General features: G+C 69.3%; 20 protein-coding genes. 16 read left to right on the top strand and 4 right to left on the bottom strand.

All coding sequences use genetic code 11. The features are described from left to right. Window positions 1-151: 151 nt before the first annotated feature. From AC067Z_RS28845 to AC067Z_RS28825, 5 genes are all read left to right on the top strand, one after another. On the top strand, window positions 152-607 hold the full coding sequence (locus tag AC067Z_RS28845; RefSeq protein ID WP_478792552.1) for a VOC family protein: 456 nt from the start codon (window positions 152-154) through the stop codon (window positions 605-607). Between the two features lie 506 nt (window positions 608-1,113). Beyond that, a complete protein-coding gene (locus tag AC067Z_RS28840) occupies window positions 1,114-2,514 on the top strand; it encodes a hypothetical protein (RefSeq protein ID WP_478792551.1) in 1,401 nt (466 codons plus the stop codon). 62 nt (window positions 2,515-2,576) lie between these two features. Beyond that, the gene (locus AC067Z_RS28835; RefSeq protein ID WP_478792550.1) at window positions 2,577-3,842 is read left to right on the top strand and encodes an AAA family ATPase; all 1,266 of its coding nucleotides are present in this window, start codon (window positions 2,577-2,579) and stop codon (window positions 3,840-3,842) included. Next, complete coding sequence (locus AC067Z_RS28830) at window positions 3,839-5,098, top strand: vWA domain-containing protein (RefSeq protein WP_478792549.1); 1,260 nt, start codon at window positions 3,839-3,841, stop codon at window positions 5,096-5,098. Before AC067Z_RS28835 ends, AC067Z_RS28830 begins: the two co-directional genes overlap by 4 nt. Window positions 5,099-5,506: 408 nt before the next feature. Beyond that, the gene (locus AC067Z_RS28825) at window positions 5,507-6,022 is read left to right on the top strand and encodes an N-acetyltransferase family protein (RefSeq protein ID WP_478792548.1); all 516 of its coding nucleotides are present in this window, start codon (window positions 5,507-5,509) and stop codon (window positions 6,020-6,022) included. A 357-nt stretch (window positions 6,023-6,379) separates the two neighbouring features. Here the strand turns inward: AC067Z_RS28825 and AC067Z_RS28820 are convergent, their stop codons facing one another. Further along, window positions 6,380-6,868 (bottom strand): flavin reductase family protein, encoded by a 489-nt coding sequence (locus AC067Z_RS28820; RefSeq protein WP_478792547.1) that lies wholly within the window; start codon window positions 6,866-6,868, stop codon window positions 6,380-6,382. Between the two features lie 461 nt (window positions 6,869-7,329). Here AC067Z_RS28820 and AC067Z_RS28815 point away from each other — a divergent pair, with 461 nt between their 5' ends. Together AC067Z_RS28815 and AC067Z_RS28810 are read left to right on the top strand one after the other, a co-directional pair. Continuing rightward, on the top strand, window positions 7,330-8,124 hold the full coding sequence (locus tag AC067Z_RS28815) for an SDR family NAD(P)-dependent oxidoreductase (protein ID WP_478792546.1): 795 nt from the start codon (window positions 7,330-7,332) through the stop codon (window positions 8,122-8,124). A gap of 243 nt (window positions 8,125-8,367) precedes the next feature. Further along, a complete protein-coding gene (locus tag AC067Z_RS28810) occupies window positions 8,368-8,964 on the top strand; it encodes a gamma carbonic anhydrase family protein (RefSeq protein WP_478792545.1) in 597 nt (198 codons plus the stop codon). A 300-nt stretch (window positions 8,965-9,264) separates the two neighbouring features. On the opposite strand, the gene AC067Z_RS28805 is transcribed toward AC067Z_RS28810, so the two are convergent. Together AC067Z_RS28805 and AC067Z_RS28800 are read right to left on the bottom strand one after the other, a co-directional pair. After that, the gene (locus AC067Z_RS28805; protein ID WP_478792544.1) at window positions 9,265-9,771 is read right to left on the bottom strand and encodes a hypothetical protein; all 507 of its coding nucleotides are present in this window, start codon (window positions 9,769-9,771) and stop codon (window positions 9,265-9,267) included. A gap of 102 nt (window positions 9,772-9,873) precedes the next feature. Next, window positions 9,874-10,410: a MarR family winged helix-turn-helix transcriptional regulator gene (locus AC067Z_RS28800; protein WP_478792543.1), complete on the bottom strand. Its 537-nt coding sequence runs from the start codon at window positions 10,408-10,410 to the stop codon at window positions 9,874-9,876. On the opposite strand from AC067Z_RS28800, the gene AC067Z_RS28795 reads away from it, so the two are divergent. Continuing rightward, window positions 10,409-11,143, top strand: a complete 735-nt coding sequence (locus tag AC067Z_RS28795) for a TIGR03086 family metal-binding protein (RefSeq protein WP_478792542.1) — start codon at window positions 10,409-10,411, stop codon at window positions 11,141-11,143. The genes AC067Z_RS28800 and AC067Z_RS28795 overlap by 2 nt on opposite strands. Then, a complete protein-coding gene (locus AC067Z_RS28790) occupies window positions 11,140-11,289 on the top strand; it encodes a DUF5958 family protein (protein ID WP_478792541.1) in 150 nt (49 codons plus the stop codon). The genes AC067Z_RS28795 and AC067Z_RS28790 overlap by 4 nt, the downstream gene beginning before the upstream one ends. Here the strand turns inward: AC067Z_RS28790 and AC067Z_RS28785 are convergent, their stop codons facing one another. Continuing rightward, window positions 11,290-11,868: a DinB family protein gene (locus AC067Z_RS28785; protein WP_478792540.1), complete on the bottom strand. Its 579-nt coding sequence runs from the start codon at window positions 11,866-11,868 to the stop codon at window positions 11,290-11,292. A gap of 397 nt (window positions 11,869-12,265) precedes the next feature. Here AC067Z_RS28785 and AC067Z_RS28780 point away from each other — a divergent pair, with 397 nt between their 5' ends. From AC067Z_RS28780 to AC067Z_RS28750, 7 genes are all read left to right on the top strand, one after another. After that, entirely contained in the window at window positions 12,266-13,492 is a 1,227-nt protein-coding gene (locus AC067Z_RS28780; protein ID WP_478792539.1) for a branched-chain amino acid ABC transporter substrate-binding protein, read from the top strand. Window positions 13,493-14,696: 1,204 nt separating this feature from the next. After that, window positions 14,697-15,074, top strand: coding sequence for a hypothetical protein (locus AC067Z_RS28775; RefSeq protein ID WP_478792538.1), 378 nt, complete (start codon window positions 14,697-14,699; stop codon window positions 15,072-15,074). Between the two features lie 637 nt (window positions 15,075-15,711). Continuing rightward, window positions 15,712-16,071: a UBP-type zinc finger domain-containing protein gene (locus AC067Z_RS28770; RefSeq protein ID WP_478792537.1), complete on the top strand. Its 360-nt coding sequence runs from the start codon at window positions 15,712-15,714 to the stop codon at window positions 16,069-16,071. A 101-nt stretch (window positions 16,072-16,172) separates the two neighbouring features. Further along, the gene (locus AC067Z_RS28765; protein ID WP_478792536.1) at window positions 16,173-16,607 is read left to right on the top strand and encodes a hypothetical protein; all 435 of its coding nucleotides are present in this window, start codon (window positions 16,173-16,175) and stop codon (window positions 16,605-16,607) included. Between the two features lie 93 nt (window positions 16,608-16,700). Continuing rightward, entirely contained in the window at window positions 16,701-17,273 is a 573-nt protein-coding gene (locus AC067Z_RS28760; protein ID WP_478792535.1) for a YceI family protein, read from the top strand. Between the two features lie 414 nt (window positions 17,274-17,687). After that, window positions 17,688-18,935: a PP2C family protein-serine/threonine phosphatase gene (locus AC067Z_RS28755; protein ID WP_478792534.1), complete on the top strand. Its 1,248-nt coding sequence runs from the start codon at window positions 17,688-17,690 to the stop codon at window positions 18,933-18,935. Window positions 18,936-19,836: 901 nt separating this feature from the next. Next, window positions 19,837-20,622, top strand: coding sequence for a CAP domain-containing protein (locus AC067Z_RS28750; RefSeq protein ID WP_478792533.1), 786 nt, complete (start codon window positions 19,837-19,839; stop codon window positions 20,620-20,622). Window positions 20,623-20,681: the final 59 nt, after the last annotated feature.

Below are 20,681 nucleotides of genomic sequence, written 5' to 3'. Positions count from 1 at the left end.
GCATCAACGCCAACCCCCGACTGCCATGGTCATTCCTCGCCCACACCGGCCTGACCATCCGCCCACCACACCCACCGAACTTACGAAAAGATCAGGTAGGGCCTGTTGCGAAATTGGATCGCCTGTCAGACCTGCCTGGGATGCTCCGAGCATGGAGATGACAGTGCAGCTGACGATCGACTGCTCCGATCCGCAGGGAATGGTGGCTTTCTGGGCCGAGGCCCTGGGCTACGTGCCTGAGCCTCCGCCTGGCGGGCACGCCACGTGGCGTGCTTACTGGGCGGCGGTGGGGGTGCCCGAGGCGGAGTTGCCGGCCGGTGCCGGGGATATTCCGGAGTCCATCATCGATCCCGCGGGACGTGGACCGAGGGTGTGGTTCCAGCAGGTTCCGGAGCCGAAGGTCGCCAAGAACCGGTGGCACTTCGACCTGAAGGTCGGTGGGGGCCGTGACGTCCCACTGGACGTCCGCACACAGCGGGTCAAGGCTACGGTGGAACGGCTGGTCAAAGCTGGTGCCACCGTGCTGCGGCTCAAGGATGAGCCGGACATGGGGCTCTACGCCGCCGCCATGCAGGACCCCGAGGGCAACGAATTCGACGTCGTCTGAGGGCCGTTGCGACGGTGGTGGTCACAGCCACTCGTTCACGGCTGCGACCAGCACCGTGGCCTCGCGGACGGCGAGCCTGTCGTACCTCGTGGCCACCGCCCTGTGCCTTACCGCTCCGGCAGGTCCCGCCACCGGACACCGTACGGATTCGGAACAGGATCCCGCTGATCACCTTGCGATGTCGCTCCAACTCCCGTCCCGGCGCCCGGCCTTCGGCAGATGCGGCGTAAGCCGCGCCGCGCCCACTCGCTGTTTGTCAGGTCGCCCCCACAACCAGAGCAAAGCACTCCGCATGCAGCCGCTTCACCTCACGAACCGATCAGCGGAGCCGACAGCCGCCCTGATGCCGCCTCGCAGTGCGTGCGTTTCGACGTCCGCTGTCACGGCCCGAGGGGCCCTCCGGTCAAAAGCGCCTGGCCGACCCGGGGCAGGAGCGATATGCTCCCCGCGATGATGACTCAATCCGTTGGCAGATTGGGGGTCCCGTCCGCGCAAGGTGAGTGCTGATGCTCACTCAGACCGCGAACAGGGATTCCCGCCTTTCCTTCTGGCTGCGCGTGCGTGAGTTCGCCGTGCCGCCCTCCATGATCGAGACTGCGACCGCCCGTCGTCGTGCCGGGGACTGGGCAGGTGCATGCGCCGCCGCAGGCGTCGATGTCGATCTCAATCTGCGTTACGTGGCCCGCACTCATGGCCGCGAACTCGCGAGCCGGGTCCGGGCCGATCTCCGCCATCTGGCTCCTGACCTGTTGCGCTGGCACATGCCGAGGATCGCTCCTGACGGGCTGTTGCGCCCGGGTCTGACCCTCACCCTGGCGCGATACGACGCTGCGGGGCGTGATGGCGAATGCCCGGTGCACCTCGTGGTCCGGACCCCGCCTGCTTGGGCGGATGGGGGTCAGCGGATCAGCCTCGCCTTGTGGGACAGCTCCCACTTCGAGGCCGACGCCCGGCATCACCCGCATCCGCTCCCCAATCGGCGGTTCCGCCTCGACCTGCACCGCCACCTGTGGGACGCGCGCAGGACCGATGAGCTGCGGGTCCGGTCCGGAGCCGATCCGCTGACCGCCGACGGCCCTTCCGTGAACCCGGATCCGCTGGGCATGGTTCCGCCGGGGCGCTGCTTTGCCACCGACCGGTGGGCGGCAGAGGCAGCAATTCTGCTCCGGTCCGAGGGGCGGACGACCGGCACCGCCGTCGTGCGGCCGGGGGCACGGCATCGGCTGATCCTGGACCTGGTCGCGGACAGGGGCGGCCTCGGGCCGCCCGTCATGCGGATCGCGGCGGCGCCCGCGGACGGCAGCGTCTCCGCGCTGCCTGTCCTGCCCGACGCGGCGACCTGGATGCTGCCCGACCTGGAACTGGTCCGCGCCGGTTCGATCGAGGTCGGTCGGCTGCATCCGCTGGTCGCATCGGCACTGGTACCGGACGATTCCCCGGCCGCCCCCTCGCGGATTCCGGAACGGGCAGGACAACCGCGCTTCGTGGACTGCCGGGGAGCGCAGCACCGGATCGGCCTGGTCGACGGGGCACTGGCCCCGCTGGACCACGACCCGGCCGAAATCCGGCGGGAGGAACTGCTGGTCGCACTGACCGGTACTCCGCTTCCCTGCCTGCAGGCCATCGATGAGGCGCACCGTCACCCGGACTGCCTCACCGGTGTCCGTGAACGTCTGGATCATGGCGACATCGCCGGTGCGCTGGCCGTCGTCGAGGGCCTGCTGGGCCCCGACGCAGTGCTGCGCAGCGGCGCTCTGCGGGACGAACTGGAGGCCGCCGCGCACCGGCGGCTCACCTACGGACTGTTCAGGGCAGGCCTGGCCGTGCCCGGACCCGGCCGCCTTCGCCCGGATCGTCGCCGTCCCCGTGACGTCCGTTCCCACCCGCGCCACACGACCTTCCGCTGACCCGGGACCGCAGCCGCCTGCACCCCTGCTCGGCCCACCACGACCCCAAAAGGTGATCAAACATGCCCACATGCACCGCGCCGTTCGCCGGAGCCGACACCCACTCCGATCCGTCCCACACCTCCCAACTCGACGTCGCCGGCGAGCTGCTGGCCCTGCTGCGCGACGCAACCACCGAACCGCGACCCGACACCCAGTTGGAGGCCCTGACTCTGGCCGTGGCCGCCGACCTTCCCGTCCTCCTGTGGGGCGAGCCGGGCATCGGCAAGACCGCGGCGCTGACGCAGCTCGCCGAGTCCCTGGACCTGCCGCTGACCACGGTGATCGCCAGCGTGCACGAGCCGTCCGACTTCTCGGGGCTGCCCGTGGTCGGGGACGCTCCCGCGGAGCACGGTGTCCCGATGGCGCCGCCGGACTGGGCGGTGCGACTGGTGCGGGCCGGCCGGGGGCTGCTGTTCCTCGACGAACTGTCCACCGCGCCACCGGCCGTTCAGGCCGCCCTGCTCCGCCTCGTGCTGGAGCGGCGGATCGGCGCACTGCAACTGCCGCCCGGGGTACGGATCGTGGCCGCCGCAAATCCGCGGTCCTCGGCGGCCGACGGCTGGGAGCTGAGCCCGCCGCTGGCCAACCGGTTCGTTCATCTCCAGTGGACCCATGACCATGAGGTCGTGGTGCGCGGCCTCGGCGGGACCTGGCCCCGGGCGACACTGCCACGGCTCGATCCGGCGAGGCTGCCCGAGGCCGTGGCCTTCGCCCGCCGTGCGGTGTGCGGGCTCCTCGCTGCCCGCCCCGGGCTGGTGCACCGGCTGCCCAGTGGTGAGATGCGCCGGGGCGGCCCCTGGCCGTCGCCCCGTAGCTGGGAGATGACGCTCGGTCTGATCGCCTTCGCCACAGCGGCCGGATCCTCTCGGGACGTTCTGTCCCTGTTGGTCAGGGGCGCCGTGGGGGACGGCCCGGGCCTCGAACTGCTGGCAAGCCTGGACCGGATGGACCTCCCGGATCCCGAGTCTCTGCTCGCCGACCCGGCGGGTGCCGTCCTGCCCGAGCGGGGGGATCTGCGCCAGGCCGTGCTCGACGGGGTGGTGGAGGCGGTCCGCAAGCGCCCGGACAAGTCCCGCTGGGACGCGGCGTGGACGCTCCTGGTCCGGGCGGTGGAGACCGGAGCCCCGGACCTGGTGGTCGTCCCCGCGACGACACTCGCCACGCTGCGCCAGGGGGACTGGGACGTTCCGGCGTCGATCGAGCGGCTCGCGGGAGCAGTGTCCCTGTCCCGGCGGGCGGACGAGGCGGCGGCCCGTACCGCTGTCGCCGCGAAGGCGGGCCGATGACCGCGGGCGAACCGGGGGCACTGGACCTCGACAAGCTCTTCGCCGCCAGGCTGCACGCCGCCCGGGTCAGGCCCTACCTGGCGACGGCGCTGTTCGCCCTGCACACCGTGGAGTCGCGGACGGTACCGACGATGGCCGTCGACCAGCACTGGCGGTGCTACGCCTCACCGGCGTTCGTGGACCGGACACCGGTGGAGGAACTGGCCGGGGTGTGGGTGCACGAGGTGTCGCACCTGCTGCGCGACCACCACGGGCGCAGTGACCGGGTGGCGCGGGAGCGCGGACTGACCGGCCCGGCGGAACGGCTGCGCATGAACATCGCCGCGGACTGCGAGATCAACGACGACGTGTTCGGCGACGGGCTGATCCGGCCCGAAGGCGCAGTCGATCCGGTGTCCTTGGGGCTGTTCGAGGGGGAGCTCATGGAGGACTACCTGCGCCAGTTCCGGCTGGGGCCGCGTACGCAGGACCTGGCCTGGCTGGACTGCGGCAGCGGCGCCGACGGGCGCGAGAGGGAGTGGGACCTGGGGCCGGACGGCGCGCACGGCCTCAGCGCGCAGGAGCGGGACGCGGTCCGGTTCCGGGTGGCGCAGGGCATCACCGGCCGTCCGGGGAGATCCTCGAAGGGGTGGCAGCGGTGGGCGGAGGAGGCGTTCCATCCGCCGCAGCCGTGGCGGGAGTTGCTGGGCGCGGCAGTCCGCTCGGCGGCCTCCGGTGCCGGTGCGGGCGAGGACTACACCTACGGCCGGCCGTCGCGGCGCTCGGCCGGGGTACCCGGCGTCGTCCTGCCGAGCCTGCGGCGCAGGCCGCCCCGCGTCACCGTGGTCATCGACACGTCCGGGTCGGTCAGCGACACCGAACTGGGCAGCGCGCTCCTCGAAGTCACCGCGATCTCCCGAGCGGTGGGCGGCCGTCGCGACCTGGTCACCGTGGTGCCGTGCGACGCCGCTGCACGGGTCGTACATCCGCTGTGCCGTGGCGAGGGAATCCCGCTGCTGGGCGGAGGGGGCACGGATCTGCGCACGGGCTTCGCCAAGGCGCTCCGAGCGCATCCCCGACCGGACGTCATCGTCGTGCTGACCGACGGACAGACACCCTGGCCCGACACGCGACCCCCGTGCCGGACGGTGGTGGGTCTGTTTCCTCGGCAGCAGGCAGCCGGGTCGTGGAACGAGGACGATCCCGACTACGTGCCGGACTCGCCGCCTGCGTGGGCACGAGTCGTGGTCATCGGATCCGCTCCCGGTGCTCGGTGAGCCCCTCAGGACGGCGCGGACGAATCTCTTCCGCTTTGCATCTCGGCGCTCGGCCGGGCTTGTCGGCATCAGTGGCCCCACGCCGTCTCAAAGCGGGTGGCTGAAAGCGTGGCTGAAAGCCCGAAAGGCTGACAGGACGTGAGGCGAGCAACCCACGGTGGCCTCCTGATCGACTCCGCACTTCACCCCGACGGTCGCCATGATCCGCCGACTGGCCGCCGTGTGGGCAGAGTTGGGGCAACTTCGTTCCGTGACCATCTATGCGCATAACGTGACCATTATGGCCTGAACCCTCCTTGAGCCGGCCGCGGTGCGGCAAAAGACTTCTCCTGTGCCGGAGACGGACACGCGCCCCGAAGGATCTCCGTGCACACCAGTCGGACGCGAAATCTGAGGAGACCGCCACACATGCCCGACGCCAGGCCTCGAAGCAGCGCACACCCGATAACCCTTACCGACGGCACTGCCACCCGGACCCGGGCGCTGGCCCACGCCGACCTCGCCCCCCTCCAGGCGTTGCACCGCCGTTGCTCGCTCGTCAGCCGCGCCCTGCGCTATCACGCCGGTAAACACGAGCTGTCCCGGTCCGGATGGCGGCTGCTGTCCGACCCGGAGCGCGGCACCACCTTGGTCACCACCACCGCCCAGCACACGGACCGCATCATCGCCATGACCAACGTCATGCGCACCGAACAGCAAGGGGTCGGCGAACTCGCCGTGCTGGTCGAGGACGCATGGCAGTCCAAGGGGCTGGGCACCGCGCTGGCCGCGCACGCGGCCGACGTGGCCCGTCGGGCCGGCCACCACACCTTGACCGCATCCGTCGCCGCGGTCAACGCACCAATGCTTCACGTCCTGGAGAGGCTGGATGTGCCGCCCACCCGCGCGACAGGGCCCGTCCTCGACATCCACATCCCGCTGTAGCAGACCTCGAGCACCGGTGCAGGCTGCGGCCACCCGGCCACCCGGCCACCCGGGCAGCCTCGGAGGCCGACTCCGGCGATCACCTCGCTCGCGGCGCCGGACCGCCCGTACTGACGGGCTTCCGAAATGCCGGACGACGGAGGGCTGTTGTCGGTCGGGGAGACGGTGGTAGCAGCCGTGGACCCGGCTGGAGCAGGTCCCGTACTTCGGACGTGGCTCCCTTCCTTCGGACACGTGGCTCGCGCCGATGTGCATCGTGCGTCAACGCGCAGTGTTGCGACGTTGACAGCACGCCCCAGTGCTGCGTTCCGGCGCTGAGCACCGGCCGGTTGGGGAAGCGGTCAACCTCCGGGACCGTCAGGACGCCGGGTGGCCAGGGCTCAGATCGGTGACATCGCCCAGGGTGAGCACCGATCCGCGCGGCAGGGGCTCGGCCCCTCCCTCGACGGGCGTGAGGCCGAAGCCCACGTGGTCCCCCCAGTCGGCCTTCTCCTCCACCCTGCCGATGAACCAGGCGCAGGCATCGCCCAGCACGGGAACGTCTTCGCCCCGCGGCTGCCAGCGGGCCCGTGCGAACTTGTCGATCCGGTCTCCGGTCTCGCCGCCGAACAGCTTCGCGAGCCCGTGCTGTTCGCGCCGGAGCAGATGCACGCCGAGGAACCGGGCCCGGCGGGCCACGCGGTACGTGTGGTTCGCCTTGGACAGCCACACCACGAATCGCACCGGGTCCAACGAGGACTGTGAGGCGAACCCGACCAGGCAGCCGGCCCGTTGCCCGTCCGCGCTCGCCGTCACGACGTACATCGGGGGATCCAGCAGATCCGTGAATCCGTCCATCTTCACCATGGGGCGCAACACCTTCCGGCCGATCCGCCGGCTCCGTACCCGCGGCCGCGGCCGTGCTCCACGGTACGGGCACCGGTACCCCGCAGCGCGGACCGCGCGACACGGCGCCCGGGTCGCGGCGCACCGTGTCGGCTGCCGTCGCGTTCCGTGTCGTGGCTGATCCGAGGAGGCGGGCCGAGGAGGCGGGCAGAGGCGCGCCGTGCGCTGAGCCGGTTCCGCCGACGGCGCCGACGTGCGCCTTCGCCGGGGGGCGGGGCCCGGCGTCCGCGGGCCCGCCGGGCCGCCCACGGGGCCAAGGGCCCTCCGCCTGGCTCGGTCCGCCCGCGCCTGCCGGGCGTACTCAGTGCCCCGGCTTCTTCACCGTCCCCTCCGCCCGCCCGCTTCTCCTCCCACCGCAGCTGCGTGACGACAAGCCCACGCACGTCCACGACGCGTCCACGTCCGCCTGCAACACTGAAGCCATGCAGATCGACTTGACGGGCCGGACCGCCCTGGTGACCGGGTCCACCCAGGGCATCGGAGCGGGCATCGCAGTCGGACTGGCACGCTCGGGTGCCCGGGTGGGAGTCAACGGCCGCCGTGAAGAACGCGTACGCCAGGCGGTCGCCGACTTCGAGAAGGAAGTGCCCGGTGGTGAGTTCGTGCCGGTGGTGGCCGACCTGACGGCGGAGGAGAGCGTTGCGCAGGTGGCGGACGCGCTGCCCCAGGTGGACATCCTTGTCAACAACTTCGGCGTCTTCGAGGCCAGGGACGCGCTGGAGATCAGTGACGAGGAATGGCGGCGCTACTTCGACGTGAACGTGCTGACGGCCGTCCGGTTGACGCGTCACTTCCTGCCCGCCATGGCGGAGCGGGGCTGGGGCCGCATCCAGTACATCGCCAGCGACTCCGCCGTCGTCATCCCCGCGGAGATGATCCACTACGGCATGTCCAAGACCGCGCTGCTCGCGGTCAGCCGCGGTTTCGCCAAACAGGTGGCGGGCACCGGCGTGACGGTCAACTCCGTGATCGTGGGTCCCACGCACACCGGAGGTGTCGAGGACTTCGTGTACCAGCTGGTCGACGACGGCGTGCCGTGGGACGAGGCACAGCGCACCTTCATGCGGGAGCACCGCCCCCAGTCGCTGCTGCAACGACTGATCGAGCCGGAGGAGATCGCCAACATGGTCGTCTACCTCAGCTCCGACCAGGCATCTGCCACCACCGGCGGGGCCGTTCGCGTCGATGGTGGGTACATCGACTCCATCCTGCCCTGAGCGCGTGGTTCGGCAGTTCGACGTTGCGACGGTGATGGTCGCGCGTGGCGACGTCACCCGTCGTGTGACCGTTGTGGCAGCCGCCCTGATCGGTGCGACCGCCGGCTCGCCGGCCCACCGTGACCACGCCACGTACCCTGCGGCGCTGTCACGCACGGAGCGCCTGGCTCGCCCCGGTGGTCGCGGCGAGAGTGGGCGTGGTGCGCGCGCGGGCGCGGGAGGCGCGCGTTTAGGCTCGGTGTCATGCTGTTCGAGCATCGTGGCAAGAGACCCGTCGTCCCCGAGTCCGCCTACGTCGCACCGTCAGCCGTGCTGTGCGGGGCGGTCGTGCTGGGGGAGCGGGCGCGGGTGCTGCACGGGGCCGTGCTCACTGCCGAGGACGGCGAGGTGCGGACGGGGTCCGACGTAGTCGTCATGGAGAACGCGGTCGTCCGCGGCCGTTCCCGGCACCCCGCCGTACTGGGCGACGCAGTCCTTGTCGGCCCGCACGCGCACGTCAACGGGGCGGTCGTCGAGGACGAGGTCTTCCTCGCGACGGGCGTCTCCGTCTTCCCCGGCGCGGTGGCCGGAGCCGGCTCGGAGCTCCGTATCAACAGCGTGCTGCACGTCAACTCCCGCCTTGCGCCCGGGACGATCGTCCCGATCGGCTGGATCGCGGCGGGCGACCCGGCGGAACTGTTCTCGCCGGACCGGCACGAGGAACTGTGGGCGAAGCAGCGGGATCTCGACTTCCCCGGCACGGTGTACGGCGTCCCCCGCGGCACCCTGATGCGCACGATCATGGCGCGCCAGTCCGACTTCTACGGCGCGCACCGGGACGACCGCGTCGTCGAGGAGTGACGCACCACGGCGTCGGGTGTTCCGCACCCAAGGCCGTCGACCACGTCGCCAGCCTCGGCGTCGACGTCGAGGTGGTACGACGCGACCCCGCCCCAAAGGGTGCCTCATGGTCATCCCGCGGCGCTGGATCGTCGAGCGGACCGTCGGCCGGCTCATGCGCCACGCCCCCTCGCCCGCGACCACGAATCCCACCCCGATCGCCCTGAAGCCACGATCCACCTCGCGATGATCGACCTGATGGGGTCGCAGACTCACCCGGGAAGCAACCTTCAACCGGCGCCTGTCCGAACTCCGAGTGCGTCAGTGGAAAGGACGCGACCGCTGTTGCCGATCAGGGTGGTCGAAGCTCAACCCGTTCTCGTCGAGGGCGTTGAAGGCAGTCACCCGCTTCGCCTCGAAGACGAAGCTGACGGCAATGTTCCCCTGAGCGAGATCCCTGCCCGTCCACTCGAGCAGTTCTACCTCCTTCAGTGGAAGACCCCGCAGAGCGCGTAGTCCCGGCAGAGGCTCGGGACGCCATTGCAGACGAAAGCCGGGCCACTGCACCGGACACCTCGTGTCGATCGTGTTCCACGTGACGGAGAGATCGTCGAACTTCTGAAAGTTGATCTCGACCTGCTCGCCGTCGAAGTCGAACAGCACAGGGCAGTCGCAGAACCACTCGTCACCCTGAAGGTCCCAGACCGTCCAGGCACTTGTGAGAGTCCGGCCGGCAAGACCGCGCAGGCGATGCCCGTGCTCCCGCACTACGTCGCTGCGGCCCATCAACCACACTGGCCGGTAGCCCGCGATGCCGAAATCGAACATTGCGTCATCCTGTCAGAAGTCCTTCGCGCAGCTCTGACGCAGGCGGTCGAAGCCCGGCTGACCACGAACCTTCCAAACACCCAGCGGAGGACAAAACGCTCCTTAGGTTCTGTCTCCTTGGTCGGCGTCGGGTCCGGGCGAGGATTGCGGGGAGCTCCGTCCAGGCTTCCGCGACGTCAGTTCCGGCAACGCGGACAGAGCCTGTAGCCCCTTCAGGAAGCCGGCCCGGTCGGCGGCCGGCAGCTGGGCGAGCAGTTGGTCCTCGCCTTGCTGGATCGCGGCCTGTACCGCATCCCGCAGCCGTTGGCCCGCGGCGGTCAGCGACAACAGACGTACCCGTCGGTCCTTGGGGTCCGGCTGACGGCGGATCAGCTCCCGTGCCTCCAGATCGTCGAGGACGGCGATGATGCGGGTCTTGTCCGCCCGGATGGCCTCGGCCAGAGCCGCTTGGGTGCGGATCGGTGCCTCGTCGAGGTGCAACAGGACCGCGTATGCCCACATCGTCAGACCGTGTGCGTGGAGGATCGGCTCCTCGGCTGCCATCAGCGCACGGCCCAGGGGCACGACCATCGCCGCCAGATCGGGACGGGTCGGCCGCCCCCCGGATGTGGTGCGGCTGTCGGCTGCGTTCTCGGCCATGGTCAAGAAAATACCCGTTGACAATTCATGTGCTCACGCAGATCGTAAGCACATGCATACGAATAATGCGGATGGGCCCCCATCGCACGCGGACTTCGCACGCCTCCGGCACCTCAACGCCCAGGCGGTCCGGGACAGCGTGAACCTGATACGCCGGATGACCCCCGCCGACCTCCTCAGGCCAACCCCCTGCTCGGCGTGGACACTGACCGATCTGCTCGCCCATATGACGGCCCAGCACCACGGATTCGCCGCGGCAGCGCTCGGGCACGGGCAGGACCTGTCGCACTGGTCGGTCCGGCCACTCGGCGAGGATCCCATCGCGCAATACGGCGACGCGGCCGAGAAGGTCATCGCGGCGTTCACGCCTCTGGAGAGCCCCGACCGCGAGTTCACCCTCCCCGAATTCAGCCGGACTCGGACCTTCCCCGCTGCCCGCGCGATTGGCTTCCACCTCATCGACTACGTGGTGCACAGCTGGGACGTCGCCCGCACCCTGGGCATCACGTACGCACCCGGCTCCGAACTCCTGCAGGCCGCACTGCCGATAGCCCGAGCCGTCCCGGACGGCCACACTCGGCTCGTCCCCGGCAGTGCCTTCCGGCCGGGGCTGGCCGCGGACGACGACGCGGGCACACTGGAGAAGATCCTGGCGGCCCTCGGCCGCTCCCCGGACTGGCGCAGCCCTCACTTCCCCGAGGGCCCACGCCATATAGGAGAGGAGCGGCCATGAACGAGCGTGCCGTGATGCTCAACGAGCTGGCCCAGGAGCTACGTTCGGCGGCGCAGGGGCTTGAATGGTTCGAGAGCCTCAGTGAAGAGGAGCAGTCCGTCGCACTGCGGGATCTCTGTCTTGATCGGTGCGTCGGGGCGCGGTGATCATTGGCCTACTCGGCCGTCGATCTGCTCGCGCAGGAAGTCGGCGTGACCGCAGTGCCGCGCGTACTCCGCGATCTGCATCACCAGGATGTCGCGAAGCTGCGCCTCCCCACCGGGTGGGGTGCCGAGGTCGGCGAAGCCGGCTATGAACCGGTCGGTCAGTTCCATCTCGGCCCGCCACTGACGCCAGGCGTCCTCCACGACCGCCGGGTCGGCGGTCGCGCCGTTCCACTCGCCGTCGCGGTCTTCGGCGGTGCGGTAGATCCTGGGCGAGTCCTCGCCTGCCAGCCGGCGAAAGTGTCGTTCGTCCTCGGCCATGTGCCGCACCAGCCCGAGCAGGGACATCGTGGACGGTGGTACGGCGCGCCGGGCCATCTGTTCGGCGTCCAGGTCGGCGCATTTCATTTCCATGGTGAGGCGGTAGTGACCCAGGCCGCCGAGCAGCGCGCTGCGTTCATCGACGGTCTCGGCATCGCTCTCGCGCGGGTCGTCGTCCGGATCGACCCACATGTCGGGGTAGATGGTCGACTGCGTCCACCGAGTTGCCGCTGGTTCCTTGATGCGCTCACCTGAGTCCATGGCGGGCATCTTCGTGCACATCAACACCCCCCGCCACTGAATATTGATCATCTGCGTCCGCTCCCGGTCGACCGACCGCGTCCCGCCTCCGCGGCGTTCCGTGTTCCCCGCCCTCCATCCGGAGCCGGCCGCACATCTGCTGAGGGCCCGACCGGGCGGTGCCGCTTCGCCCGCTTGGCGTCCATGGACACGCGCCACCGCCGCACGGTGACCGCGGAACCGGCCTCATGAAGGGAATTCCTCCGCCTGAGCAGCGCCATAACAAGAGAATCACATCGGTTCATCCCCTCTGCTCGATTCGGTGGACGCCATCTAGAGTCACGCCAGCCGCCGCGCCGGAGGACCGATCTTCGGCCCGGACAACGCGGTCGGCGCCTCGAAGAGGAAAGGACCGATCGTGCGCAACCGTTCTCTCATAGCCGTCACCGCCGCGCTCGCCGCCGGAGCACTCTCGCTCACGGCGTGCGGCTCCCGTGACGAAGGCAAGGCCGACGATGCCTCCGGCGACGGCTCCACCGTCGTCACCATCGGTTTCGACGCGCCGTTGACCGGGGAGCTCTCCGCCCTCGGCCTCGGCATGAAGAACTCGGTCGACCTCGCCGTCAAGCAGGCCAACAAGAACAAGGAGGTGCCCGGGGTCACCTTCAAGATCAAGGCTCTCGACGACCAGGCGCAGCCCTCCTCCGGCCAGCAGAACGCCACCACGCTCGTCGCCGACGAGAGCGTCCTCGGAGTCGTCGGCCCGCTGAACTCCTCCGTGGCCCAGTCGATGCAGAAGGTCTTCGACACTGCCCAGGTGTCCGAGGTCTCGGTCAACACCAACCCCGCCCTCACCCAGGGCGACAAGTGGGAGACAGGCAAGAAGGTCCGGCCGTTCAAGACGTACTTCCGTACCGCGACCACGGACGCCATCCAGGGCCCGTTCGCCGCGGAGTACCTGTACAACACGGCCAAGAAGAAGAAGGTCTTCGTCGTCGACGACAAGAAGACCTACGGCGCCGGCCTGGCCGCGACCTTCTCCGCCCACTTCAAGAAGCTCGGCGGCGCGGTCGTCGGCACCGATCACGTCAACCCGGAGGCCAAGGACTTCGGCTCCGTGGCCACCAAGATCAAGAACTCGGGGGCGGACGTCGTCTACTACGGCGGTGAGTACCCGGTGGCCGGCCCGCTCAGCGCGCAAGTCAAGAAGTCGGGCGCCGTGATCCCGCTCATCGGTGGCGACGCGATCTACAGCGACGAGTACCTCAAGCTCACCGGCGCCCGCGGCGACGGCGACATGGCCACGTCCGTAGGCGCGCCCGTCGAAAACCTGCCCTCCGCCAAGGAGTTCATCGAGGACTACGAAGCGGCCGGTTACAAGGAGGCGTACGGAGCCTACGGCGGCTTCTCCTACGACTCGGCCTGGGCGATCATCCAGGCGGTGAAGGCCGTGGCCAAGGACGGCAAGCTGCCCTCCGACGCCCGCGCCAAGGTCACCGAGGCCCTGCAGAAGGTCTCCTTCGACGGAGTCACGGGCAAGGTCTCCTTCGACGAATTCGGCGACGCGACCAACAAGCAGCTCACCGTCTACAAGGTCACGGGCGGTGCGTGGAAGGCGGAGACCACCGGTACTTTCGCGGACTGACCGACCGAGCGCGGTCGCACATCACCCCGCCGCTGCCCGGCTGCGACTCGCCCCTTCCGGGCGGCCAGCGCAGGCGCTGATCATCCACGGCAGCAGCCGTGGTACGAGGCCGGGCTGCTCCCGTTTGTACGGAGGGAGCAGCCCGGCCTCGTCGCTGCCGCCGGCCTGGCGCCTTCTGTCCCCGAGGGAGCCCGGCTTCGACAGCGTGAGCCGGCCCCTTATGTCAGTGGGCTTCGGCTCCACTGATCGACGGACGGAGCTTCACGCCGGACGATCCCGAGCAGGAGGGCCGGCAGTGGTGCAAGGCCCGGATCGAGCCGTGCACGGCCGCCATGGACACGCTGCCCAGCGACACCGTGTTCCTGGACGGCGAGCCGGCTCCGAGGGAGTTGGCCGACGATGTGCTGGCCGCGTGGGTGGGAGCCGGGGCCGGAAGTCCGGGTCCTGATGCGTGCCGGTCAGCCGTTGCCCTGCTGGTACGTGGTGTGGGCGAGCCGGTAGGAGTCGGTGCCGGTCACACGGGGGAGGACGGCGCGTGCTCACCAGTCCGAACCTCTGAAGCAAGGCATGTGCACGCTTCACCGAGAGCGGGTACTTTCCGCTGCCCGGCCTGCTCACCCCGCCTGCACTCTGTGGGGCGTGACTTGTGTGGTGACGTCGATGGGGCCTGCTCCGCGGGGTGTGTGCGGACGGGTTCTCGGTTTCCTGTCGCGGGGTCGGGAATTGTGCGGGTTGTTTGCCGTGTACGAGGTACGTCTCCCGGAGGATGGTTTCCGTGTCGGGCGCCGGCCCTTGCGCGGCGCGGTCGGCCGAGTGGTGGCACGGGTGCCGGCTGTGTTGTCGTGAGTGGCGAGGTAGGGATGTCGGAGAGAAGGGGAAGCGCCGTGGGGCAGGTTCTCGGCCGTTCTCGGCGGGTGCGGGCTGTTGGTATGTGCGGCTGCGCGGCCCCGTGAGCGGTACGTCGCCGCCGTTGTGGGTCTGGTACACGTCCTACGGCTCCAACATGCACCTCGACCGTCTTGCCTGCTACATCGTCGGGGGTCGGCCACCTGGTGCGAACAGGGTCTATCCGGGATGCAGGGATCGCGCCTTGCCAGCCCGGTCCATCCCTGTGGAGCTCCCAGGCACTGTGTACTTCGCGACCGAGTCTCCGGTATGGGGCGGTGGCAGAGCCTTCTACGACCCGGGAGGCGACCATCGCGTATTGGCTCGCGCGCATCTCGTCTCGGCCGCCCAGTTCGCGGACATCGCGGCGCAGGAGATGTACAAGGAACCGGGTGCAGACCTCGACCTGACCGAGGTTCTGAACCACGGTAGGGACAGCCTCGGCAGCGGGCGGTACGAAACACTCGTCTGTGCCGGCCAGGTGGACGGACTGCCCCTGTTGACCTTCACGGCCCCATGGGGTGTCGACGATGTGCCGTGGGTGGAGCCGTCGCCTGCCTATCTGACCCACCTCGCCTTGGGTCTGCTGGAAGCAGGCGCGTGGGACATCGATGCGGTTGCCGCCTACGTGGCGGGCTGCCCCGGAGCGGTCGGCCGCTGGACGGAGCGAACCATCAAGGCTCTGATGCTGGGCTGACCATCCGGTTCGCCCGACGCCGGTAGAGCGCCGATCCGCTGCCTGCGACCGAACTCCTTCGGATGGCCGCACCATCCGACCATCCAGCGGCAAATCGAGGGTCTTGGTGGCGACGCCGCTTCCTTCTGTCGTTCCGCCAACTCCCAAGGGACGGCCCGCTGTCAGTACCCCCTTCGGACCTGGCGCGGAGGCAGCCGAGACGCGGGTCGGTGCAGTCGCCCGAAGGCCATCAATCGGCGCGAGCTCACCAAGTGGGCAAGGAACGCTGTCAGGGCAGGGGGCAACAGCCTGGAAGGAGCCGGTCCGGCATATCCCTTCCCGTGCGCCGGTTCGGTTCGAAGCATCCGCAGCAGAAGTCGCGTTGAGCGGCGACGAGGCGATCGAGAGCACCACTTACCTGGCGCGGCTGCTGCTTTGGCCGGATGCCCAAGCGCGGCTTCGAGGGACCGGCAGGACGGGGCCGGCGGCCCGTCGAGCTTGATTCCACGGCCTGCGAGCCTGATCCGCGCCGATTACGCTGGAGGAAGGGTTGAACCCGCTCGACTTCGGCTCCAAGTGCCGAAACGCTGTCCGAAACGGCATCTGAGCGCCGTCCGCAACGGCATCTGAGCGAAGCCTCGGCAGGGAGGCGCAGCGCATGGCTCACGAGCAGATCCCGGGTATAGATCTCACTGCGCGGCCGAGTGGGGACGGGTGCGCGGAATGCCTGGCAGGCGATGGACCGGGGTGGTGGTTCCACCTGCGGCGCTGCGCGGCGTGCGGGCACATCGGATGCTGTGACTCCTCGCCCTCGCAGCACGGCACGAAGCACGCACAGGCGGCCGGGCACGCCCTCCTGACGAGCTTCGAGCCTGGCGAGTCCTGGTTCTGGAACATCGAGACCGAGCAGTACTACGAGGGTCCGCCACTGACACCGCCCACCTCACACCCCACCTCGCAGCCGACCCCCGGGCCGCAGGACAAAGTCCCGGCGGACTGGCAGCTCCACCTGCACTGATCCGATCCTGAGCGCATAGATCAGTGGGAGTGATCACCCCCGTTTGACATGCTTCGACGGGGTGACAGGGTGGTACGTGGGGCAAATTTGAGAGGCTCCGCATGACACGCGATTCGGCATGGCGTTCTGCAGCGCGACAACTGCCGCTCAGGCTCACGGTCGGCACATTCTTGCTGAACTCCGGGCTCTCGAAACGCGGTGCGGACGAGGCCACCGCCAAGATGCTGCAGCAGTTCGCCGCCACGAGCTACACGTTCCTGGGCAGGTACGACAGTCAGAAGTTCATCCGGCTGCTCTCCGCCGGGGAGCTCGCCATTGCTGCCACGCTGCTCCTGCCGGTCGTCCCTGCCGCTGTCGCCGGGGTTGTGCTGACCGCATTTTCCATTGGCACCCTCGGGCTCTACCTGCGTACGCCAGGGATGCGGGAGGAAGGCAGCCTGCGCCCGACCGAGCAGGGAACTGTGCTCGCCAAGGACGTCTGGATGCTGGGCATCGGCGTCTCTCTCATCGCCGAGGGCGTGAACGAACACCGGTGACGCACCACGAGCACGTCGGCCCACCACTGCCGTGCGCGCTGCGTGGCCCGCCATCGGACCCATCCTGGTTGAAGGGGCAAGTCAGGGGCGCACATGGCCATGACCAAATGGTTCTTCGAGCCCGGTCATACCGCGGCGGAGTTCCGTGCCAGGCACATGATGGTCACCTACGTGCGCGGGCAGCTCAAGAACGTGCACGGCTTGCTGGAGGTCGACCCCGACACGCCGGAGAAGGGTCGCGTCGAGGCGACGGTCGACGCCACCCAGGTGTACACCGGTCAGCCCCAGCGTGACGCCCACCTCCGCAGCGCTGACTTCTTCGACGTCGAGCACCACCCGACGTGGACGTTCGTCGGGTCGAGCATTCACCAGGTGAGCGGAACCGAGTTCGAGGTCACCGGAGATCTCACTGTACGTGGCGTGACGCGCCCCGTGACCTTCGACGTCACGTACTTGGGAGACTGGGACACCCCTTGGTGGGAGGAGGGGCGTGACCTCGGGCCCCGGCGCCGCGCCGGCTTCCTCGCCAGGGCGCGTATCAATCGACATGACTTCGGGGTGAGTTGGAACGATGTCGTCGACCGCGGTGGAGTGGTCGTCAGCCCCATGGTCGATGTCATGGTCGACGTCGAGGCCGTCCTCGAGCCCAGCGAAACGGCCGCCTGAGCACGACCGGCTCGGGCAACGTGCCGCCACGGTGACCGGGGGGTGCCGCCTTCGGGGTGCCGTCCATGTTCCTGGCTTGATTCATTTCGGCCCGCCCGCGTCGCGTGTGCGGAACGGACGTCACCCCCAGCACGGTGGGCGAGGACGGCCACGACCCGGCGGGAGGCGGACTGGTCCGGGGGTGTGGGCGTGTCCGCCGTGCGCTCCAGGCGGAGCGAGCAGCTGCGCAGGGCAGTGTCCCGAGCAACAGGATCCCCGCCCGCCCGCCTGCACGCTCGCACCGCAGGCCAGGGGGGTTGCTGCACCGATGGCATCACGGCGGGCGCGATTGCCGGATGCCTCGTAGGTTGAAACCGGATGCCTCGTAGGTTGAAAGAGGAGAACCGCCGGCCAAGGGAGACGGGCGGGGATTACATGACGTCACCGGAGATCGACTACGGGGCGCTGTTCACCGCGACGCCGAGCCCCTACCTGGTGCTGGACCCAGACCTGATCATCGTGGATGTGAACCGGGCGTACCTGGAAGCGACCGGGCGCACCCGGCTTGACCTGCTCGGGCAGTACATCTTCGACGCGTTTCCCGACAACCCTGCCGATCCTGACGCGGACGGCGTTCGGAACCTGAGCGCATCGCTGCACCGTGTCCTGGCCTCACGGGCGGCGGACACGATGGCTCTGCAGAAATACGACATCCCCGTGGCCAGCCGGCCAGGGGAGTTCGAGGAGCGGTGGTGGTCACCGATCAACACCCCTGTCCGCCGCCCGGACGGGACGGTGGCATGGATCATCCACCGGGTCGAGGACGTGACCGCCTTCGTCCACTCCCGCCGCACGCGCCAACAGCAGGAAGCGGGGGCACTGAGCAGGCGGGAAGAGGAAATGGAGACCGAGCTGTACGCCCGGTCCCGCGAACTGCAGCGAGTGGTCGAAGAGCTGCGCCATTCCCACGCCCGCGAACGTCAGATCGCCCTCACCCTGCAGGCGGCCATGATGCACGCCCCGGACCTGGAACGGCACCGGGACGTGGTGGTGCGCTACCTGCCCGCCATCGGGTCGCTGAACGTGTGCGGCGACTGGTACGACGTCGTCGACCTGCCCGCCCATCGCTTCGCCGTCGCTGTCGGTGATGTCGTCGGCCACGGGCTGGAAGCTGCCACGGTCATGGGCATGCTCCGCAGCGCCCTGTCCGCCGCGACTCGGGCCGTTGACGGCCCTGCCCAGGCGCTGGAGGTGCTCGGGCTGTACGCACGTTCCGTCGTCGGGGCACTGGCCGCCACTGCCGTCAAGGTGCTGATCGACACGAGCAGCCGCGTGATCACCTACAGCAGTGCCGGCCACCCTCCCCCCGTCCTCCTGCATCCCGACGGGACGCATGAGTTCCTGGACCAGGCCACCGACCCGCCACTGGGCGCCCGTCCCGAACACCTTCCCCGCCCCCAGGCCAGTCTCGGATACGGGCCGGACGACACCCTGGTGCTCTACACCGACGGGCTCATCGAACGCCGTGGCGAAGACATCGACGTCGGCCTGACCCGTCTGACCGACGCCCTCTCCCGCTTCGGCCGACTGGACCCTGACCCCCTGGCCGACGCGCTCCTCGCCCATCTCGGGCTCAGCAGCGGTGCCCGCGATGACATCGCCCTGGTCATCGTCCGCCTCTGACCGTCCCGCCACTCAGCTTGACGTCCACCCGGGGCTTCGTCGCCTCGGCCGGAGGAGTGGATGCAGGCGGCGGTGTCCTGCCAGGCGTACAGGCTGTTGCGGTGGGGCAGCGGCTGGACGCGGACCAGGGTGAGCAGGAGGGCGGCGGCTGCGCGCCGGGCCGGGTGCGGAGTAATCGGCGACGGTGACGTCCTGGGGGACGGCTTGTTCCTTGACGTCCAGGAGCCGGGGGACGTTGATGACCGTGCCGGCGGGTGAGGAGGGTGTGCCCGTCGGGCTGTGAGGGGATTGTCCGGAGATAGCTTGGTTTGTTCTGTGCGTAGGCGACTGTGGTCGCGTCCAGGGTGACGACGGCCCCGGTGGTGTCCATCGCCTGCACCCGCACTTCTTGCTCAGGGGTCCCGCCGGGCGCCGGGCAGTCGTCGACGCCGGCGGGCCGGGTGTGCGGGGGTCGGCCTCTCGGCGCTCATGGCCGGAAACAGAAACGGAACCTATGGTTCCGTGACATCCGCCACAGCGGTTTCAGGTATCCAGGAGGGCGGATAGTAGATGTCCCGGTGATGACATGACCGTATTTGTCCACCTCGGTGCGGACATACCGTGCGCGGCGTTCCGGGAGTATTCGGCTCGTTCGGTGCATGTGTCTGCCTGTCGAGCGCGCAGGGCTTTTTGACGGGGTGTCAATAGGTTCGGGAGGCTCACGCGTGCGGGCCTGCATGCCCGTACGCCCGTGGCAAGGGCGGTCCGCACTACGATCGGGAGTAGTAGTGGGTGCTCGTTGCCCTCCTTGTGCAGCGGTCCTAACAATGGCTGCCCGCAAAGGCGTCCCCGCAGGTCACGCGCAGAACGGGCCGGGCCATCCGCTCGCGGTGGCGCTCCGCGACGACGAGTGAGGTCACATATGAGCAAGCACCGCCGAACGACGCACTACCGGAAGGTGACCATCGCTGCCGTCGCCGTGGCGGCCGTGGGTGTGCCCTCTGTCGCGATGGCCTGTATGGACCCGCAGGGGACGCAGGACGGCCAGTGGAAGAGTGCACATTCCGGGCAGCAGTGGGACGGGGACGAGTCCGGCCGGGAGTGGCACGGGGACGAGTCCGGTCGGCAGTGGCACGGGAACGACCGGCAGTGGGACGAGGACAAGCGGAGCCGGAAGCCGGCTGCGCCCGAGTCGCAGACCCCCACCACGAAGCCGGCCGCACCCAAGCCGGCCGCACCCAAGCCCGCTGCACCCAAGCCCGCCGCGCCGAAGCCCGCCGCGCCGAAGCCGGCTGCGCCCAAGCCCGCCGCGCCGAAGCCCGCTGCGCCGGCGTCCGGCAAAGTCGCCCGAATCGTGGCACTCGTCAACAGTGAGCGCAGCAAGGCCGGATGCTCCCCGGTGACGTTGAACGCGAAGCTGACCAAGGCCGCGCAGGATCACAGCAAGGACATGGCAGCCCACCAGAACATGTCCCACACGGGCTCCGACGGATCGGACCCGGGTGAGCGGATCACGCGTGCCGGCTACGCCTGGAGTACGTACGGCGAGAACGTCGCCTACGGTTACGCGACCCCCGAGAGCGTCATGGCGGGCTGGATGGACAGCCCCGGCCACAAGCGCAACATCCTCAACTGCGAGTTCAACGAGATCGGCGTCGGCCTCGCGCAGCCCGGCAATTACTGGACGCAGGACTTCGGCACGGCGTAACAGCTGGCACTGCGAAGCCGGGAGCGACAGCGTCATGCCCCTGCCGTGATCAGACGGCG

Source organism: Streptomyces sp. NPDC043812, from assembly GCF_056436245.1.
This window is presented reverse-complemented; position numbering and strand designations above follow the sequence as displayed.

Bases quoted from the DNA above. Each gene is read 5' to 3' on its own strand.
- AC067Z_RS28845 (WP_478792552.1), top strand. From the start codon at position 152: ATGGAGATGACAGTGCAGCTGACGATCGACTGCTCCGATCCGCAGGGA.
- AC067Z_RS28840 (WP_478792551.1), top strand. From the start codon at position 1,114: ATGCTCACTCAGACCGCGAACAGGGATTCCCGCCTTTCCTTCTGGCTG.
- AC067Z_RS28835 (WP_478792550.1), top strand. From the start codon at position 2,577: ATGCCCACATGCACCGCGCCGTTCGCCGGAGCCGACACCCACTCCGAT.
- AC067Z_RS28830 (WP_478792549.1), top strand. From the start codon at position 3,839: ATGACCGCGGGCGAACCGGGGGCACTGGACCTCGACAAGCTCTTCGCC.
- AC067Z_RS28825 (WP_478792548.1), top strand. From the start codon at position 5,507: ATGCCCGACGCCAGGCCTCGAAGCAGCGCACACCCGATAACCCTTACC.
- AC067Z_RS28820 (WP_478792547.1), bottom strand. From the start codon at position 6,868: ATGGTGAAGATGGACGGATTCACGGATCTGCTGGATCCCCCGATGTAC.
- AC067Z_RS28815 (WP_478792546.1), top strand. From the start codon at position 7,330: ATGCAGATCGACTTGACGGGCCGGACCGCCCTGGTGACCGGGTCCACC.
- AC067Z_RS28810 (WP_478792545.1), top strand. From the start codon at position 8,368: ATGCTGTTCGAGCATCGTGGCAAGAGACCCGTCGTCCCCGAGTCCGCC.
- AC067Z_RS28805 (WP_478792544.1), bottom strand. From the start codon at position 9,771: ATGTTCGATTTCGGCATCGCGGGCTACCGGCCAGTGTGGTTGATGGGC.
- AC067Z_RS28795 (WP_478792542.1), top strand. From the start codon at position 10,409: ATGGTCAAGAAAATACCCGTTGACAATTCATGTGCTCACGCAGATCGT.
- AC067Z_RS28800 (WP_478792543.1), bottom strand. From the start codon at position 10,410: ATGGCCGAGAACGCAGCCGACAGCCGCACCACATCCGGGGGGCGGCCG.
- AC067Z_RS28790 (WP_478792541.1), top strand. From the start codon at position 11,140: ATGAACGAGCGTGCCGTGATGCTCAACGAGCTGGCCCAGGAGCTACGT.
- AC067Z_RS28785 (WP_478792540.1), bottom strand. From the start codon at position 11,868: ATGGACTCAGGTGAGCGCATCAAGGAACCAGCGGCAACTCGGTGGACG.
- AC067Z_RS28770 (WP_478792537.1), top strand. From the start codon at position 15,712: ATGGCTCACGAGCAGATCCCGGGTATAGATCTCACTGCGCGGCCGAGT.
- AC067Z_RS28765 (WP_478792536.1), top strand. From the start codon at position 16,173: ATGACACGCGATTCGGCATGGCGTTCTGCAGCGCGACAACTGCCGCTC.
- AC067Z_RS28760 (WP_478792535.1), top strand. From the start codon at position 16,701: ATGGCCATGACCAAATGGTTCTTCGAGCCCGGTCATACCGCGGCGGAG.
- AC067Z_RS28755 (WP_478792534.1), top strand. From the start codon at position 17,688: ATGACGTCACCGGAGATCGACTACGGGGCGCTGTTCACCGCGACGCCG.
- AC067Z_RS28750 (WP_478792533.1), top strand. From the start codon at position 19,837: ATGAGCAAGCACCGCCGAACGACGCACTACCGGAAGGTGACCATCGCT.